The 16,930-nt window shown below is 47.4% G+C and carries 15 protein-coding genes; 10 read left to right on the top strand and 5 right to left on the bottom strand.

What is annotated here, in order from left to right; genetic code table 11:
- Window positions 1–216 precede the first annotated feature (216 nt).
- Window positions 217–1,269, bottom strand: a complete 1,053-nt coding sequence (locus ACOJUN_RS14175) for a hypothetical protein (RefSeq protein ID WP_422132591.1) — start codon at window positions 1,267–1,269, stop codon at window positions 217–219.
- Between the two features lie 397 nt (window positions 1,270–1,666).
- Here ACOJUN_RS14175 and ACOJUN_RS14180 point away from each other — a divergent pair, with 397 nt between their 5' ends.
- The 4 genes from ACOJUN_RS14180 (at window position 1,667) to groL (ending at window position 5,107) form a co-directional block, all read left to right on the top strand.
- Window positions 1,667–2,389, top strand: coding sequence for a HugZ family protein (locus tag ACOJUN_RS14180; protein ID WP_422132592.1), 723 nt, complete (start codon window positions 1,667–1,669; stop codon window positions 2,387–2,389).
- Between the two features lie 117 nt (window positions 2,390–2,506).
- Window positions 2,507–2,974: an FxsA family protein gene (locus ACOJUN_RS14185; protein ID WP_422132593.1), complete on the top strand. Its 468-nt coding sequence runs from the start codon at window positions 2,507–2,509 to the stop codon at window positions 2,972–2,974.
- Window positions 2,975–3,111: 137 nt separating this feature from the next.
- Complete coding sequence (locus ACOJUN_RS14190) at window positions 3,112–3,405, top strand: co-chaperone GroES (RefSeq protein WP_257252343.1); 294 nt, start codon at window positions 3,112–3,114, stop codon at window positions 3,403–3,405.
- A 55-nt stretch (window positions 3,406–3,460) separates the two neighbouring features.
- Entirely contained in the window at window positions 3,461–5,107 is a 1,647-nt protein-coding gene (groL, locus tag ACOJUN_RS14195) for a chaperonin GroEL (RefSeq protein WP_422132594.1), read from the top strand.
- Window positions 5,108–5,582: 475 nt separating this feature from the next.
- On the opposite strand, the gene ACOJUN_RS14200 is transcribed toward groL, so the two are convergent.
- Window positions 5,583–5,909 carry a hypothetical protein gene (locus ACOJUN_RS14200; protein ID WP_422132595.1) on the bottom strand — a complete coding sequence of 109 codons (327 nt, stop codon included), beginning with the start codon at window positions 5,907–5,909 and terminating at the stop codon, window positions 5,583–5,585.
- Between ACOJUN_RS14200 and ACOJUN_RS14205 the strand changes: the two genes are divergently transcribed.
- The gene (locus ACOJUN_RS14205) at window positions 5,908–6,429 is read left to right on the top strand and encodes a hypothetical protein (protein WP_422132596.1); all 522 of its coding nucleotides are present in this window, start codon (window positions 5,908–5,910) and stop codon (window positions 6,427–6,429) included. The genes ACOJUN_RS14200 and ACOJUN_RS14205 overlap by 2 nt on opposite strands.
- A gap of 62 nt (window positions 6,430–6,491) precedes the next feature.
- On the opposite strand, the gene ACOJUN_RS14210 is transcribed toward ACOJUN_RS14205, so the two are convergent.
- Window positions 6,492–7,373, bottom strand: a complete 882-nt coding sequence (locus tag ACOJUN_RS14210; RefSeq protein ID WP_422132597.1) for a hypothetical protein — start codon at window positions 7,371–7,373, stop codon at window positions 6,492–6,494.
- Between the two features lie 854 nt (window positions 7,374–8,227).
- On the opposite strand from ACOJUN_RS14210, the gene ACOJUN_RS14215 reads away from it, so the two are divergent.
- The gene (locus ACOJUN_RS14215) at window positions 8,228–10,033 is read left to right on the top strand and encodes an F-box/WD repeat-containing protein (protein WP_422132598.1); all 1,806 of its coding nucleotides are present in this window, start codon (window positions 8,228–8,230) and stop codon (window positions 10,031–10,033) included.
- A 219-nt stretch (window positions 10,034–10,252) separates the two neighbouring features.
- Here ACOJUN_RS14215 and ACOJUN_RS14220 read toward each other — a convergent pair whose 3' ends face one another.
- Complete coding sequence (locus ACOJUN_RS14220; RefSeq protein ID WP_422132599.1) at window positions 10,253–11,527, bottom strand: hypothetical protein; 1,275 nt, start codon at window positions 11,525–11,527, stop codon at window positions 10,253–10,255.
- 549 nt (window positions 11,528–12,076) lie between these two features.
- On the opposite strand from ACOJUN_RS14220, the gene ACOJUN_RS14225 reads away from it, so the two are divergent.
- Window positions 12,077–12,352, top strand: a complete 276-nt coding sequence (locus ACOJUN_RS14225; RefSeq protein WP_422132600.1) for a hypothetical protein — start codon at window positions 12,077–12,079, stop codon at window positions 12,350–12,352.
- A gap of 95 nt (window positions 12,353–12,447) precedes the next feature.
- On the opposite strand, the gene ACOJUN_RS14230 is transcribed toward ACOJUN_RS14225, so the two are convergent.
- Entirely contained in the window at window positions 12,448–13,617 is a 1,170-nt protein-coding gene (locus tag ACOJUN_RS14230) for a JmjC domain-containing protein (RefSeq protein ID WP_422132601.1), read from the bottom strand.
- A gap of 159 nt (window positions 13,618–13,776) precedes the next feature.
- Here ACOJUN_RS14230 and ACOJUN_RS14235 point away from each other — a divergent pair, with 159 nt between their 5' ends.
- From ACOJUN_RS14235 to ACOJUN_RS14245, 3 genes are all read left to right on the top strand, one after another.
- On the top strand, window positions 13,777–14,412 hold the full coding sequence (locus ACOJUN_RS14235; RefSeq protein ID WP_422132602.1) for a glutathione S-transferase family protein: 636 nt from the start codon (window positions 13,777–13,779) through the stop codon (window positions 14,410–14,412).
- A gap of 237 nt (window positions 14,413–14,649) precedes the next feature.
- Window positions 14,650–14,784, top strand: coding sequence for a hypothetical protein (locus ACOJUN_RS14240; RefSeq protein WP_422132603.1), 135 nt, complete (start codon window positions 14,650–14,652; stop codon window positions 14,782–14,784).
- Between the two features lie 275 nt (window positions 14,785–15,059).
- Entirely contained in the window at window positions 15,060–16,865 is a 1,806-nt protein-coding gene (locus ACOJUN_RS14245; RefSeq protein ID WP_422132604.1) for an F-box/WD repeat-containing protein, read from the top strand.
- Window positions 16,866–16,930: the final 65 nt, after the last annotated feature.

Below are 16,930 nucleotides of genomic sequence, written 5' to 3' on the forward strand. Positions count from 1 at the left end.
TGAAAACCACTTAGTGATTGTAACGGAACACAACGAATTCTCTATAAACGGCTCTGTTATGCGGAGCAGCCATTAGAACGAGCTGCTTTGTCAGAGTTCTTCCTGATCAGCCAGGGATGTAGCGATATCTTTCACTGTCAGAAGCGCTTTTGTGGATAAGGAGCCTCTCTGAGCCCGCAAACCGGCCTTAGTTCAATGACGACACCATCAATCAAATTACTCTGGCATATAGCCCCCAAACTCCTTAGCCGGAGGTTTGGGGATATTGCCAGCAGCGTCAGGATTTAAAATCGGGTATTGGGCCAGCACTTTTCTGATTTTGGATTGCAATCCGCCAACCTCTCTTTGGTCTGATGCGTTTTGTTCCTGAATTTCTGCGTACTCTCTGGCTATTGGCCCGCGATGGACGAAAAGGGAGGGTTTGATAGGAAAGTTTCGGAGTATGATTTTAACTCTCTTTAATTCATCCTCACTTAAGACAGGTCTGAGTGCATCAAGCAGTTGTCGTTGGGAAAGGAATGAATAGTCCTGATTCTCCCTGCTGACAAACCTTTCTAACTCCACACCAGCCCTGTAAAGATGAGCCGGGTTATCTCCACGCAGGACATTTCTCCGATAACTGCGGCCAGACGACAGCAAGCCATCGACATAACCTTTCAAATGCCCCGCCATACTATTAGCTTCTTGCCAGAACTCGGCCAGGCGATTCTCATAGGCTTCCTGTGAATGTTTTTTGTATCTTGCTTCCTCCTCCGATAGAAGAGGCTTAAGTTCCAACATCTTTTTCTGATGTTGAGCAATCAGCTCTTTGAGAACCGTGATTTCTTGAAAGTCCCTGTGAAGCTCATGCCTCACCCCGTCCCGGGCAGCTTCTATACACTCTTTGGCCAATGGCTTCAGACTACTGGCAAGCATGTTCAACCCTACGAAAGCTGTTGCTGCTCCGACGGCGGCACCGCAGACCCATGGATGTCTCTGAACGGTATCTTCCAGCACGGCAACAGCGCGATCGGCCAGACCTGTGCCGGTTGGCACAGTGACAGGGGGCCAGTTCTTTACCAAAGCATCCAGGGAAACCGCTCCTGCAGAAGCAGTCCCCGCCACGAGTGCTAAGCTGGGTAATAATTTTGTCCTGGTTCCCTCCATCGGATCATACCAGGAAAAAACTTTCCTGATATTTCTAAACACCCCCTCCTCAGAGGCATTGGCTGATGTGGAAGCAGGCTGTCCCATTGACAGGCTTTGAGCCATTGGATTACCGATCTGCATAACGAAATTCCTGTAAGTTAAATTGAGGTAAATGGGCTGATTTAAGTGCGTTACCAGCCATCCTGAGCATTCAGACCTCAATGCTCGAACAAAGTTCCAACGTTAACAGTCTGCGGTATTGTTCAATGATTGCATGTCTGCCTGGTGATTAGCGGCTAACAGCGCATGAAAATCTTATTGATAATCACTCTCATTAATATATAATCGCCGAAAAATACCTGAAACAGGTGTCTTAATATTCAGCCATAGTTGATTCCAGCTATAGATAGTTGATTCCGGCTATAGGTTGATCAGCAGTATTCTACATATCGAAATATACCCGCTGGATTTGGGAAATCTTCAAAGGCAGTGGTTATAAGTGGTATGTTTTATGATATGAAAATTCAGGGGGAAACAGATGGAACCTAAGGTTCAGGCGGCGCACGACGCACGCAACTTACTTTTGAATGAGTACCACGGTATTTTGTCGACTCACTCTGATGATGTGCCCGGGTATCCGTTTGGTTCTGTTATGCCTTACTGCCTCGACGGGCAGGGCAGCCCGATCATCCTGATCAGTGACCTCGCCCAGCACACCAAAAACATTGAAGCCAACCCCAAGGTTTCCTTGATTATTACCCAGAGTGGTGTAGACGATATCCATAAGGCTGGCCGTCTGACCTGGATGGGTGATGCAGAAAAGATTGCAACGGACAGCGAAGAACTTAAGGAGTTGGAGCAACGTTACTACTCTTTCTTCCCACCTTCTGCTCAGTATCACAAAACCCATGGTTTTGACTTCTACCGAATTCATCTGAAGCGTGCTCGTTTCATCGGTGGTTTTGGTCAGATTTTCTGGGTGAAAAATGAGCTGATGACTCGTGAAAACCCATTTTACGGCAGCGTAGAAAAGGGCATGGTCAAGCATATGAACGAAGATCATGTCGAGGCGATGGTGAAGTACTGCAAAGCTGCTGATATTGATCTTCCGGAAGGTGTTGAGCCAAAGATGGCAGGTATTGATGCCACTGGCATGCACCTGCTACTGAAAGACAGGCTGGTTCGTATTCCTTTCCCGACAGAAGTGGATGAGCCAATGGCAGTACGCAAGACTCTGGTTGAGATGGCTAAAGTGGCCTGATAACAGGCTTTGCTTTTAGCAAAAAGCCCCGACGTGTTCGGGGCTTTTTGCGTCTAAACTCTTGAAGTTTGCACAATTAACATTATATAAGAAGCACCATTGTCTCTGGAGGCTTCTATGCGCTTCCCCGTTTGGATTTTTTTACTGCTCCCTGCTCTTGAACTGGTCGTGCTGATCAAGGTAGGTAGTTATATTGGCGCACTTAATACACTGGCTCTGGTTATCCTGGGTATGGTGGCAGGTATGGCGGTCATCCGTCGTCAGGGTTTTCGTACCATGCTCAAGGCCCGAGAGAAAATGAATCGTGGCGAGAAGCCTGCACTGGAATTGCTGAAAGGTTTTGTAACCGCCCTGGGCGGAGTGTTGCTGATGGTTCCCGGCTTTATCACCGATTTTATCGGGCTGGTTCTGCTCATTCCCCCGGTGCGCAGTATGCTGGTAAGACGAATGATCAAAAATGGTCGCTGGCAGGCGTCATCCAACACCTTTGAGGGTGAATACTACCGTGAAGACGTCGACACTAACCGGGGGATTCACCAGACCCTTGAGGGTGAGTTCAAGCGCGAAGATGAAAAAAAATCTTAGTACCCCCTTGAAAAGACAAAAGCCACCCCTACCTACTTAGTACCGATAATTGGGTTCGGTTCTGGCGATGCAAGTCAGACCGTTTTACAAGAGTTGATTGCTGATTTTTCGGCATAAACAGTTGGAGAGATACATCGATGAAAATCCGTCCGTTGCGTGATCGCGTGGTCGTTCGTCGTGAAGAAGAAACCACTACCTCTGCTGGCGGTATCGTGTTGCCAGGTTCTGCTACTGAAAAGCCAAACCAGGGTGTGGTAGTGGCTGTCGGTGACGGCGTATTTCTGGACAACGGTGAAAAGCGTCCTGTGGGTGTGAGCGTCGGCGACAAAGTCATTTTTGGTAAGTACGCTGGTTCTGACACCGTGAAGATTGACGGTGAAGAGCTGATCATCGTATCCGAGAGCGAAATCTACGCTGTTCTGGAAGACTGATCCCGGAACCCCGATTTCATAGCAACTGTTTTAAATTTCCAAAGGATTACCCATCATGGCAGCAAAACAGGTTAAGTTCGGCGACGAAGCTCGCAAACAAATGCTGGAAGGCGTCAACATTCTGGCCGACGCTGTAAAAGCGACTTTGGGTCCAAAAGGCCGTAACGTTCTGCTGGAAAAGTCTTTCGGCGCTCCAACCATCACTAAAGATGGTGTATCTGTAGCCAAGGAAATCGAGCTGGCTGACAAATTCCAGAACATGGGTGCTCAGCTGGTTAAGGAAGTCGCATCCCAGGCCAACGACCAGGCGGGTGATGGTACGACCACTGCAACTGTACTGGCGCAGTCTATTCTGAACGAAGGTCTGAAGTACGTAGCTGCCGGCATGAATCCAATGGATCTCAAGCGTGGCATCGACAAGGCGGTAGCGGCTGTTGTTGAACAACTGAAAGCTATGGCCACACCTTGCGAAGACAGCAAGTCCATCGCTCAGGTAGGCACTATCTCCGCTAACTCCGATGAGCTGGTGGGTCAGATCATCGCTGAAGCCATGGAGAAAGTAGGCAAGGAAGGTGTTATCACCGTTGAAGAAGGTTCCGGTCTGGAAAATGAACTGGACGTAGTAGAAGGTATGCAGTTCGATCGTGGCTACCTCTCTCCTTACTTCATCAACAACCAGGAAAGCATGTCTGCTGAACTGGAAAATCCTTTCATCCTGCTGGTTGACAAAAAGATCTCCAACATTCGTGATCTGCTGCCAGTACTGGAAAACGTAGCCAAAGCTGGCAAGCCTCTGCTGATCATCGCTGAAGATGTTGAAGGCGAAGCTCTGGCCACTCTGGTTGTAAATAACATGCGTGGCATTGTTAAGGTAGCTGCTGTTAAAGCGCCTGGCTTCGGTGACCGTCGCAAAGCCATGCTGCAGGACATAGCGATCCTGACCGGTGGTACTGTTATTTCTGAAGAGGTGGGTCTGTCTCTGGAAGCCGCTTCTCTGGAAGACCTGGGTTCTGCCAAGCGTATAGCCATCACCAAGGAAGACACCACCCTTGTTGATGGTGCTGGCAACCAGGCTGATATCATTTCCCGTGTTGAGCAGATCCGTGCCGAGATCGAAAACTCCTCCTCCGACTACGACAAGGAAAAACTGCAAGAGCGTGTTGCCAAGCTGGCTGGCGGTGTTGCTGTGGTCAAGGTTGGCGCTGCGACCGAAGTGGAAATGAAAGAGAAAAAGGCTCGTGTAGAAGACGCTCTGCACGCTACCCGCGCAGCCGTGGAAGAAGGCGTTGTAGCTGGTGGTGGTGTTGCTCTGGTTCGCGCGCTCTCCAAGATCTCTGTTGAAACGGCGAATGCTGAGCAGAAAGCCGGTGTTGAGCTGATTCTGCGCGCTCTTGAAGGTCCAATCCGTCAGATTGCTTCCAACTCCGGTGATGAAGCTTCTGTTGTTGTTGATAAGGTTAAATCCGGCGAAGGCAACTTCGGTTACAATGCTGCTACCGGCGAGTACGGCGACATGATCGAAATGGGTATTCTGGACCCTGCTAAAGTAACCCGTTCTGCCCTGCAGGCGGCTGCTTCTGTTGCAGGTCTGATGATCACTACTGAAGCCATGGTTGCTGATGAGCCCGCTGACGCTGCTGCTCCTGCTATGCCTGACATGGGCGGCATGGGTGGTATGGGCGGTATGGGTGGCATGATGTAGTCATCTTCCCGAAGCTCTGCTTCTCCTAAAAGGCTGCTTCTGTTTCAGGAGTGGCCTTTTTTGATGATCATATTCCCCATCGTTTGCGGTGATCTGCTTGCAGAGATCACTTCATACCGACTCAATTGTTGCTGACAAACCGCTTCTTAAGCTCGAATCTGAGAGTGAAAAAAAGTGGAATGTGAAGGAACCTTTTAGATCTTTCAGAATCAAACCTTATATGGACAGAGGAAGTTGACCCTCTGAGGAGAGTTTCCAACTCAATCAGGAATGCACTTTGCCGATGACTCTGGTCATGGCGATTAACAGGAAAGGAGCAGCATATGAGCAGTGGCATGGAAATCAGAGGGAATGGTAGTCATCTTCAAACACCGTCTGGAAGTACAGGTGGCAACGACCCTTTATCAAATGACGGGAATTCAAAAACTCATAAAATCAGTGGTCCTGTGAACCCTGATCATCAGTTAAGCCAGCTTCAGCAAAAAAAGACGCCTGATACGCCTTTAAGCGAAAGAAGAATAGATTCTTCAAACCCCGAAAATACACCGGGGCTGAGACCCGGCGAAGAACCACCGGCACCACCGGTACCACCGGTACCACCGGTACCACCGGCACCACCGGCACCACCGGCACCACCGGTACCACCGGCACCACCGGCACCACCGGTACCACCGGTACCACCGGCACCACCGGTACCACCGGCACCACCGGCACCACCGGCACCACCGGCACCACCGGCACCTCCGGCACCCGAGACTCCCGAAGAAAAAGCCTTCAGGGAGTTCAGAGAGCTTGAAACCATGACTAAGGATCAACTCATTGCCAGGCAGAAGGAGAAGCTGAATGAAGCAGCTCCGATCTCCAATCGCTATGAGGAGTTTTCCTTATTAAATCGAGCCAAGGGGGCTCTGGATAATCCAAAGAATGCTCCAAAAGATCTCAAAGTGACCATTGCCTTTCCAGGTGAGGAGCCCGTTACCCTCATTCCATGGGACGACCAGCTTATGGAGCGAGCTGATTTTCATAAACTTTGGGATACCGCTAGAAAGGTGCTGGCAGAACATGAGATTGCAAACTTTGCCAATTACAATTCTGAACATGAAAATGAAAAATTGGAAATCATTAAAAACAGTATCAAAGTGATCGCTGATAAACTGGGCGACAACACTTACCAGGAAGGTGAGAACGATTTCGATAACGATTGGGAAAAGCATTGGAAGGAAGTACGCCATAAGCCTGTGAGACTGGAGGCTTTTGAAGGTTTGAACCGCTCCAATAGCCCCGTAGTTATTACCGAAGGTCCGCCTGAGTCAGCCCAGTAAAGGCCGGAAAGAGTGTCAGAACAGCAGGAAAGATTAAAGGGAAGCATGGCTTCCCTTCTTTTCTAGTCCTTTAAAATGTTCTTAGTACAGGCTGTGCAAAAAACAGAGCGTATGAAGTTTTCTGATATTGTTTTATCTTCCAGTGATCCTGAACAAATCAAACATTCCTGACGTCCTTCTGTGGCTCCCTCAATTGCTCCTGCTTCCAGCGTTGTTCCATTGTTGGAACCTTGATTTTCTGAACGCCAGCCAGAGTCAAAATTACGGGAAGAACCGGTATCCTGGAGAGAATGGTCCGACAGATTGCCGGGAATGCCTGAATGTGAATAGATTTCTTTAGCTAATAAACGCGAGGGTGTGAAGTTAATGTCAAGACCCAGAATATTGTATGCAAACTCTCGCATGCCTTGATAGCTATGCGAAAACTCGGGTACAGAAGCAAAGGGTCCTTGGCGTAGGAGCGAAATAGCATTGAAGCAGTTGCCCAAAATTCCAGTGGACATGAATTTTTTCAACAGTGCTTCCAGCGTCTCTGGCCAGCTCCAATGTAAATTCGTACACATTGAAGAAGCTCTTGCCATGGTGCATAGCCCGATTAAAAGGGCTGTTTCAGTGTCCAGGTTCGCTGCTTTGAGCTGATTGGCAAAGCCTTGCGCAGAATAATATTCGCTGATATTGCCAGACAGCAGTGAATTGGATAATGCCGGATGGTAGCTGTTTCGGGTGAGACGTCTAATCAGAACATCAGAATGATGTAAGAAGGTATTCATGGTAAGAACATAAGGACCAAGAAAAGTAAAATACATCAGGGCTAAACTGTTATCAATATTGATATGATGAGACAGGAATTCTGGTGAATCTGGATTGAAAATAGTGTAATAGGGGTTAATCCCGTCAGCGTTGCTTTGATTATAAAACAATGGATCAAAAAGGCTTTTTGCCATTGCCTGTATTAGCTCCTGATCTTCCGGGCTGTTTTCCGTGGTCGTATTTACAGTGAATATACGAAATATAAGCCTTAGTATTTTCTGAATGCGCCCATGCCGATGTTGAGAATCCCCAATGTTGACATAGTTAAAGTAAAAGCTTGACAGATTTCTAAAGTCTTGCTCATCAAGCAAAAAATCATTATGTATTTCCAGTCGATCATCTCCAGATACATCGTCAGCCGTTAAATTCAGTCTGAAAAAGCCAATACGAATATTTTCAAAGGGACTCACGATCGAATTATCTGCGCCCTCTTGTTGTTCTTTCGAAGGTCGATTCCGGTTTTTTTTAAAATACTGGCGAAACTCTTCAAGGTCATAGGTATCCTTTGCCAGCCCCTGCTGAAAGAAAAAAAACACTGAAAACAAAAGCACCATAAAGGAGCGCTCCAGGATCATAACCTTGCCTTCAATTAGTTAAAACAACCTCATTAGAATAGTAACTAACAAGCCTGCCGTTGGGCTTTTTTTCAGTAAAGCCTGAAGGCCAAAAAATGACTGGTTAATCTGTCAAAGACTCAGAAATCCAGTACTTGACAGGACATATCTACCTAAGAAATCAGCTTCAACTTTTCTTGATTTGAGACGTGGAAAATGAAAATTCCAAGTCTTACAGCTCCATGGAGCTCTGACTGATTGAAGTCAGTCATTCTGAGTATGTTGGAAGACAGAAACTTTGTTCAGTTGCGCTTAAAAACATATTATGAACTTTTACTTTAAAAACGCGTCGAACATACAGCGTCAATTCCGAACGTCTTTTCTAATTGACTCTTTCTAATTGAAGATAAATACGAGGTGTGGAGCAACCACCCATGGATCGAATCAATAACAACCCTGATATTTCTCGCTCAACAACGCCTGGACAATCTATATCTGGGCGATTACCAACGGGTATGGGTGTCAGTGCAGGCAGGAAAATTACTGTAGCGGACAAGGATGAACGTTCACTACTCAATTTGCCCAGCCTGACACAATTGAAAATTATTGGCTGTTTGAGACTTAAAGATATTGCCCGTTTAAAGCAGGTGTGCAGCTACTTTTGTGAGCTTATTAAAGGAGAAGATATTCTGGCAAAGGCGTGGTATCGCCGCTTTTCTTCAACACACCAGTCGTTACTAAAGACAGTTATCTCCGCAAAAAATGATGAACAACTCAGCCGTTGGGTGGGGCATTTTACGAATAATCAAGTGTTAACCCGATCACTTATAAAACGCCGAAAGAATGCTTGTTTTCCTGCTCTGGTCTTTTTCAACAACACTGATTTAATGTCGCAATGCAAAACGTTCAGTTTAGAGACGAAAGCCACTATTTCCCATAGACGCCCTATCAGATCGGCCACTTTCAGTACCGATGGCCTCCACCTGGTGACTGCCAGTAATGATTGCACGGCGAAAATCTATGACCAGGAGGACAATGGATCATGGCAAGAAAAAGCCATCATTTCCCATGATGACTGGGTCAGATCAGCCACCTTCAGCGACGATGGGCACCACGTCGTGACCACCAGTGACGATAAAACCGCAAAAATCTTCAGTTGGAAGGCCAATGGAACATGGGAAGAACAAGCCACCGTTCACCATAATGGTTATATCAGCTCGGCTAACTTCAGCCCTGATAGCCGCCGTCTGGTGACTACCGATGACAACAACATGGCGAAAATCTATGGTCATGAGGACGATGGATTATGGAAAGAAAAAGCCATCATTGTCCATGGTAAAAGTGTCAATTCAGCTTCTTTCAGCGCCATTGGCCACCATGTGGTCACCGCCAGCGACGATAAAACAGCGAAAATCTGCAGTCTGGAGTCCGATGGATCATTGCTGGAAAAAGCCAGAATTTCTCATGGTGACTGGGTTATCTCGGCTACTTTTAGCGCCGATGGTCGCCATGTGGTGACCGCCAGTTACGATGGCACGGCGAAAATCTACGCCCAGAAGGCGGGCGGAAAATGGGAGGAACAAGCCACCATTTACCATGATGAAGTCGTCAGATCAGCCACCTTCAGCGCCGATGGACACCATGTGGTTTCCGCCAGTGATGATTACAGTGTGAAAATCCATGGCTATGAGGACGATGGAACATGGAAAGAAAAAGCCACTATTGTTCATGGGAATTTGGTCATAACAGCCTCTTTCAGCCCCGATGGCTGCCGTGTGGTCACCACTTGTATAGATGGCAGGGTGATAATTTATGGCCAGAAGGCGGATGCGAGTCGATTATGGGAAGAAAAAGTCAACATCCACCATGGCTACGACAACGTCAATTCAGCCACCTTCAGCGCCGATGGCCGTCATGTGGTTATCGCCTGTGAAGATTGCAGAGTGATAATTTATGGCCGTGAGGACGGTGGATTGTGGAAAGAAAAATCCATCATTTACCATACGCTTCCGGTCAGGTCGGTCACCTTCAGTGCCGATGGCCGTCATGTGGTGACTGCCAGTAAAGATAACACGGCGAAAATTATTGGCCAGGCAACTGATGGATCATGGGTAGAAAAAGCCACTATTTCCCATTGGGATTCGGTTACATCAGCTACCTTCAGCAACGACTTAAGCCATCTGGTTACCGTCGACTGCGATCGCAGGGGGAAGATCATTAAACTAGTGATGAGCGTTTGATTGTTTGTTTTCACTCTTGTTCATCAGTCTTTGGCATTTTTCCCCAAGAACGGTTAGTGCCTGAGTAAATGAAGTCAAGAAGCCATTCCTGTGTTTTATTGTCCATGACAGAAGACCATTGACCGGGTGCCAGTCATGAGATACGACACCATAGCTGAACCTCTGGTAATCAGGCGATCACAGCGCTGTGTTATTGTTCCGACATACCGGACTGCCCCTCTATTCCTTCAAAGTGCTTTCAATACAGACACTGCAGACAACAGAGCGTGTGCAGTTTTCTGATGGAATATTATCATCCGTTGGTCTTGAGCAAATCCTGCATCCCTGGGTTTCTCGTGCGGCTCCTCCCACTGCTCCTTCTGACACCTCGCTGTTATAGTCTGATACCATTCCTTCATCTGAATCCTCACTGTCTGAACTCCCGTAATAGTCGAAATCTGGCCTATCATCCTCCACTAATACAGGCAAGGATGCCATGTCAATTCCCAGAATTATGTGTGTGAACTCTTGCATGCTTTCACGGCTATGCAGGGCTGCGGGCATAGAAAGTATTTTTTTGTAGTCGTCGTTTGCCATAAACAGGTAGCTTCTGCTCAGAAAGTCATTTCGCAAAAATCTTTGCAGCACTTCTTCCAGTGTTTTTGGCCAAACCAGTCCTAATTCGATGTAATGGTGAGAAGCTCTTCCCATTGCGCATAAAGCGATCAAAAGCGCAGTTTCACTGTCCAGATTTGCCGCTTTGAGCTGATGGGCAAAGCCTTGCGGAGATTGATATTCGCTGATATTACCAGACATCAGAGAATCGGATACCGCTTGATGATAGCTGTTTCGGGTAAAGTGCAGGAGCACCTGATCAAAGTACGGATCAAAGTCTTGCATGGAAAGAACATGAGGGCTAAGAAAAGCAAGAAACATCAGGGCAAAAACGTCATTTATATTGTCATAATCAGGTAGCATAGGTGCTATACCTAAATTGAAATAGTTGTAATGAGGGTTTGCCCCGCCATTGATGGTTGGAGACTTAAATAATTGTTCGAAGAGTCTTGTCGCCATTGCATTCATTTTCATTCGATCTGTCGGCCTGATTTTCGTGGTCACATTTATAGTGAATATATGAAACATCAATCTCAACATTTTCTGAATGCGCCCATGCCGATATTGAGGACCCCCTATGTTCACGTAATTAGAGTAAAAGTTTAAAAGATGCCTAAAGTCTTGCTCATCAAACAGAAAGTCATTATAAATTTCCAGCCGATCATCTCCATATACATCGTCAGTCGTTAAATTTAGCCTGAAAAAGCCAATACGAATATTTTTAAATGGGTTTATGATGGAATTATCTTTGTCTTGTTGTTGTTTTGAAGTGGGCTTCCAGTTTTTTATATAATACTGGCGAAATTCTTCAAGGTTGTAAGTGTCGTTTGCCAGACCATGCTGACAAATAAACAAAAATATTGAAAACGAAAATAACTTAAAGGCATGTTGTATGGTCATTGCTTCATCTGCATTCTTTAAAATAATTTAACCAGAATAGTCGTAATTAAAATTTCTGCGGGGATTCTGTATCAGTGAAATTTTAGGGCCGTAAGGTGTCTGGGTAATCTTTCAAAGAAACAGAACTAATTGGCTATCGCAAAGTGAAAATCACACAACTACAGATGCATGAGTGATTGCTTGCTTTCACTCTTATCGAATAAGCGTAAAACCCCATACTTTGAGGATGGGGATGTAAGCTCGGCTTCGGCTTGCGTAGAGCAAGCCCATGAACTATCAAACCTTACGTCTCTCGCAGACCTACCTCCGGGCTGGAGGAATGTTAAGCCTGCGGAGTTCGTGTGAGACTTGGGGAACATTGGGCTAGGCGCCCCCGCTTGTTCCCTGAGCAACGAACTGTGAAACAGGAACCTGTTGGGTGACTAACAGGAATCCCCGTCCTTTAGAGGATGTCGCAAAACTCTGGTTCCCATGCTTTTAGTCCCTGTGGGTCCCTGCGTGGGAACCCATACTTATCTCGAGCTGCAGAGTCCGCTTTTCAGGGGAGGTATGCATTCCCGCGCAGAGAGGGTGTCGCAAAACTATCTCCGGCGCGGGAACGCGCTGACTCCCGTCATTGCCGGCTTCAGTCTCGTCATTCCCGGCTTCATTCTCGTCATTCCCGGCTTCATTCTCGTCATTCCCGCGAAGGCGGGAATCCACATTGACTCTCCACCAGAACCATACTGCCCGGTGTCCCCCTGGCCTTGTCATCCCCGAGAAGGCAGAGATCCACCGTTGGCGCTGGATTCCCGCCTTCGCGGGAATGACGACTTCAGAGCGTGAGAACGAGCTGTTGAAGGTTTGCGACACCCTCGCAGAGCGTGGAAACGAGTTGTTGGGCTTTTGCGACACCCTCTTTAGGTCGGGTAGGATGTCGATCATGAGCCCACACCATCTTCTTCAAAGAGCGGGTAGATACAGCCTGAGTTAATCAAGTCGAGCACTAGCTCCCGTGTTTCATTATCTACGACAGAGCACCAATGATCGGATGCCAGTTGTGAGTCCTGACACAACTGTTGAGCCAGGTTTGTTGCCTCCTCAGAGTGACATTTGTAGGCGTCACCATCAGCAAACAGTGTCAGGGAATTTCTCTCTTCCCTGAAAGCAAGCCTTGAGCCCTCATTAAGCACCAGATCAACTCCTGCAGCCTCTTCCTTAAAGGCTTCCCAATTTTGCCAGGGCTCTTCGACAGGCTGCTCGTGTTTGGGTTGAGTCATCATCTCTCCAAACCAGTCTGCCAGCATTGCACGATCTTCTATATGCTCTTTCAGGATTGTCTGCAGACGATCCAGGGTTTTTTCATCAATCTCGCCTTCGCGTTCGGGCAAAGTCTGGTCGGGGTCTGAATAGCGAAGACTTTCTGGCAGCTGATCGGCGATAAAGTCAGTAAACTGCATTAGAATTTCGCGATGACTGGGAGCCCGGAAGCCTACTGAAATAGTCATGCATTCGCCTTCGGCAGCGCCATGATGACCGACACCGGGTGGCAAATAGAGCATATCACCCGGTTCAAGGACATAATCTTCCTGAACTTCAAACTCTGACAGGATATGAAGGTCAGTGTTTTCCAGTTTTGGTGAGCTGGCATCGTAGACCGGGCCGACTTGCCAGCGCCTTTTGCCTTCGGCCTGAATCAGGAAAACATCAAAATGATCGTAGTGAGGACCCACTGAACCCCCATCGGTTGCATAGCTGATCATGATGTCTTCAAGGCGCCAGGAGGGCAGAAAGTCAAAGTAATCCAGCAGCGAGTGAACATCGGGAACCCAGTGATCCACAGCCTGAACCAGAAGTGTCCAGTGACTGGGAGGCAGACAGGTAAAGTCAGATTCACTAAAAGGTCCTCGTCTCAGTTGCCACGGAGTTTCTCCCTTCTCCAGAACAATGCGGGACTCAACTTCTTCTTCCAGAGCCAGACCTGCCAGCTCATCGGCTGAGAGAGGCGACTGAAAATCCGCTATGGCCTGGCGAATCAGCAGGGGTTTCTTTTGCCAATAGCCCTGCAGGAAAGCCTCTGCAGAGAGGGGACCCAGAATAGACTGTCTCATTGAATTTCATCGGAATGTAAATAAACGACGCAAGGTTAGCATAAAGTGGTCTTATTAATAGACTTGGTTGTAGGATAAGGGGTTCTCAGTCGTCATAGTGATAGAACCATTTTCTTATCTTTAAGGAATGAAAATGATTCACAGTAAAGGAGAATTAGCATGAAAGTTTACGGAGCAATCCTTTCTCCCATGGTCCGAAAGGTTATAGCAGCCCTGGAAATGAAGGGACTGGATTTTGAGTTGGACCTCGTCATTCCATTTAATACCCCGGAGGGCTTTGAAAAAATCAGTCCACTGAAAAAAATTCCTGCCCTGCAGGATGGTGAAGTTACCCTGGCCGACTCCTCCATCATCTGTGAGTATCTGGAAGATCGCTATCCGGAAATTGCTTTGTATCCCACCGATCCGGCCCACAAAGCCAAAGCCCGCTGGTATGAGGAATACGCTGATACCGTTTTGATGAAAGTGATTGCTGAAGGTTTGTTCTTCGAACGGGTGGTGAAGCCAATGATGGGGATGGAAACGGACGAAGACAAAGTACAGCAAAACCTTAAAGACAACATGCCCAGGACATTGGCCTATCTGGAAAGTGTTGTTCCGGAACAAGGTTTTCTTTTGGGTGAATCGTTGATGATGGCTGATATTGGCATCGGTTCCTGTTTTATCAATGCCGGTTATGCCGGATTCGAACCTGACCCCTCAGAATATCCGGCCTTTGCCGCCTATCTCCATAGGGTCAAGGCGCATCCGGCTTTGCAGAAAAGAATGAAGGAAGATGCGAGGTTGTTGAATTAATCAAAAAAAACGGAAAATAATGTTGGATACTGGAAAACAGTTGTCATCCATTTCTGTTTAGAAGATCCAAAATCAGAAGGCTAGTGCAGCTAAGCTCTGATATCCATACACCCCTCGTTCCCACGCAACAGAGGGTGTCGCAAAACCCGTTCCCCTCCCGTCATTTCCGGCCTCACTCCCGTCATTCCCGCGAAGGCGGGAATCCACACAGACTCATCACCAGAACCATACTGCCCGGTGTCCCCCTGGCCTTTTCATCCGCGAGAAGGCAGAGACCCGCTGTTGGCGCTGGATTCCCGCCTTCGCGGGAATGACGACCTCAGAGTATCGGAACGAGTGGCCTGTATGGATATCAAGGCTTGGCTGCACTAGTGGCGAAAATTATTGCTGCCGGTGGTAAAAAAGTAAGGCTGAGCTGCGTTATTGTTACCCGGCTGAAAAGCCTTACTCCAATCACGCCGAAGATGAGCGTGCGATCCTGGGTAATCAATTCAAGGGGTTTCCTCTAATTGACGCTATTCTGCTTTTGCTGAAAGACAGAAACTATTGTCAGTTTCACTTGAAAACCCGTAATGAACTTTTATTTCAACTCCGAGTCTAACCCCTGACATCAATTTTGAACGTCTTTTTTAATTGAGTAACAGAGCATGAATGGGGTCAATAACAATTCCGATATTGTCGGTTCACTTTCATTAAAACCTGATCAATCTACATCGAGGCCAGTACCAACAGGTGTCAGTACAGGCAGGAAAATTACTGTATGTGACAAGGGTGAACTGTCACTAATCAATTTGCCCGGCTTGGTACAATTGAAAATTATTGGCTGTTTGCGACTTAAAGATATTGCCCGTTTAAAACAGGTATGTACCCACTTTCGAGAGCTTATTAAAGAAGAAGACCTTCTGGCAAAGGCATGGTATCGCCGCTTTTCTTCAGCACACCAGTCTCTACTAAAGACAGTCGTCAGCGCAAAAAACGATGAACAACTCAGCGCTTGGCTGGGGCAGTTTACGAATAATCAAGTGCTAACCCAGTCACTGATAAAACGCCGAAAGAATGCTTATTTTCCTGCTCTGGTCTTTTTCAACAACACTGATTTAATGTCGCAACGCAAAATACTTAATTTAGAGGCTAAAGTCACTTTTTCCCATTGGATGGGTGTCAACTCGGCCACTTTCAGCAGCGATGGCCTCCACTTGGTGACTGCCAGTAATGATGGCACGGCGAGAATCTATGACCAGGAGGACAATGGATCATGGCAAGAAAAAGCCATCATTTCCCATTATGGCGCGGTCAGATCAGCTACCTTCAGTGACAATGGCCGCCACGTGGTGACCACCAGTGACGATAAAACCACAAAAATCTTCGGTTGGGAGGCTAATGGAAGATGGGAAGAAAAAGCTATCTTTCGTCATAATGACTGCATCAACTCGGCTAACTTCAGCCCTGATGGCCGCCATCTGATGATCACCAGTGACGACGACATTGCAAAAATCTATGGTCATGATGAGGATGGATTATGGGAAGAAAAAGTCATCATTTCCCATGATGACAAGATCGTTTCAGCCGTCTTTAGCTCCGACGGCCGTCTCGTGGTGACCGCCAGTTACGACCACAGGGCGAAAATCTACGGCTATGAGGATGATGGTTCATGGAAAGAAAAAGCCAGAATTACTCATGATGACTGTGTCATCTCGGCTAATTTAAGCGACGATGGTCGCCGTGTGCTGACCGCCAGTTGGGATGGCACTGCGAAAATATACGGCCAGGAGGCGGGTGGAACATGGCAAGAACAAGCCAACATTTACCATGAAGACGGTGTCATTTTAGCTACAATTAGCGCCGATGGATACCATGTGGTTACCGTCAGTAACGATTACAGTGTGAAAATCCATGGCTATGAGGACGATGGAACATGGAAAGAAAAAGTCACTATTTTCCATAGAGATGCGGTCGATACAGCCTCTTTCAGCCCCGATGGCTGCCATCTGGTGACCACCAGTGACGATGGCACGGCGATAATCTGTGGCCAGAAGGCGGGTGCGGGTGGATTATGGGAAGAAAAAGCCATCATCGACCATGGCGGCTATAACTACGTCAATTCAGCCACCTTCAGCGCCGATAGCCGTCATATGGTTTCTGCCGGTTACGATGGCAGAGTGATGATTTATGGCCATGACGACGATGGTTTGTGGAAAAAAAAGTCCGAAATTGAACATGACGATCCGGTCACCTCAGCTACCTTCAGTGCCGATGGCCGCCATCTGGTGACTACCAGTTACGACAACATGGCGAAAATCATCGGCCAGGAAACTGATGAATCATGGGTAGAAAAAGCCGCGATTTACCAATGGGAGTCGGAAATATCAGCCACTTTCAGCAACGACGTTAGCCATCTGGTTACCGTCAGCTACCATGACAGGGTGCAAATCATTAAACTATTCATCGATTGATTGTTTGCTTGCTCGGTACTCCGGTCACCCCGAAGATGAGCGTGCGATCCGGGCTTATCCATCTG

The organism is Endozoicomonas sp. ALD040 (assembly GCF_049275945.1).
Taxonomy (GTDB): Bacteria; Pseudomonadota; Gammaproteobacteria; order Pseudomonadales; family Endozoicomonadaceae; genus Endozoicomonas_A.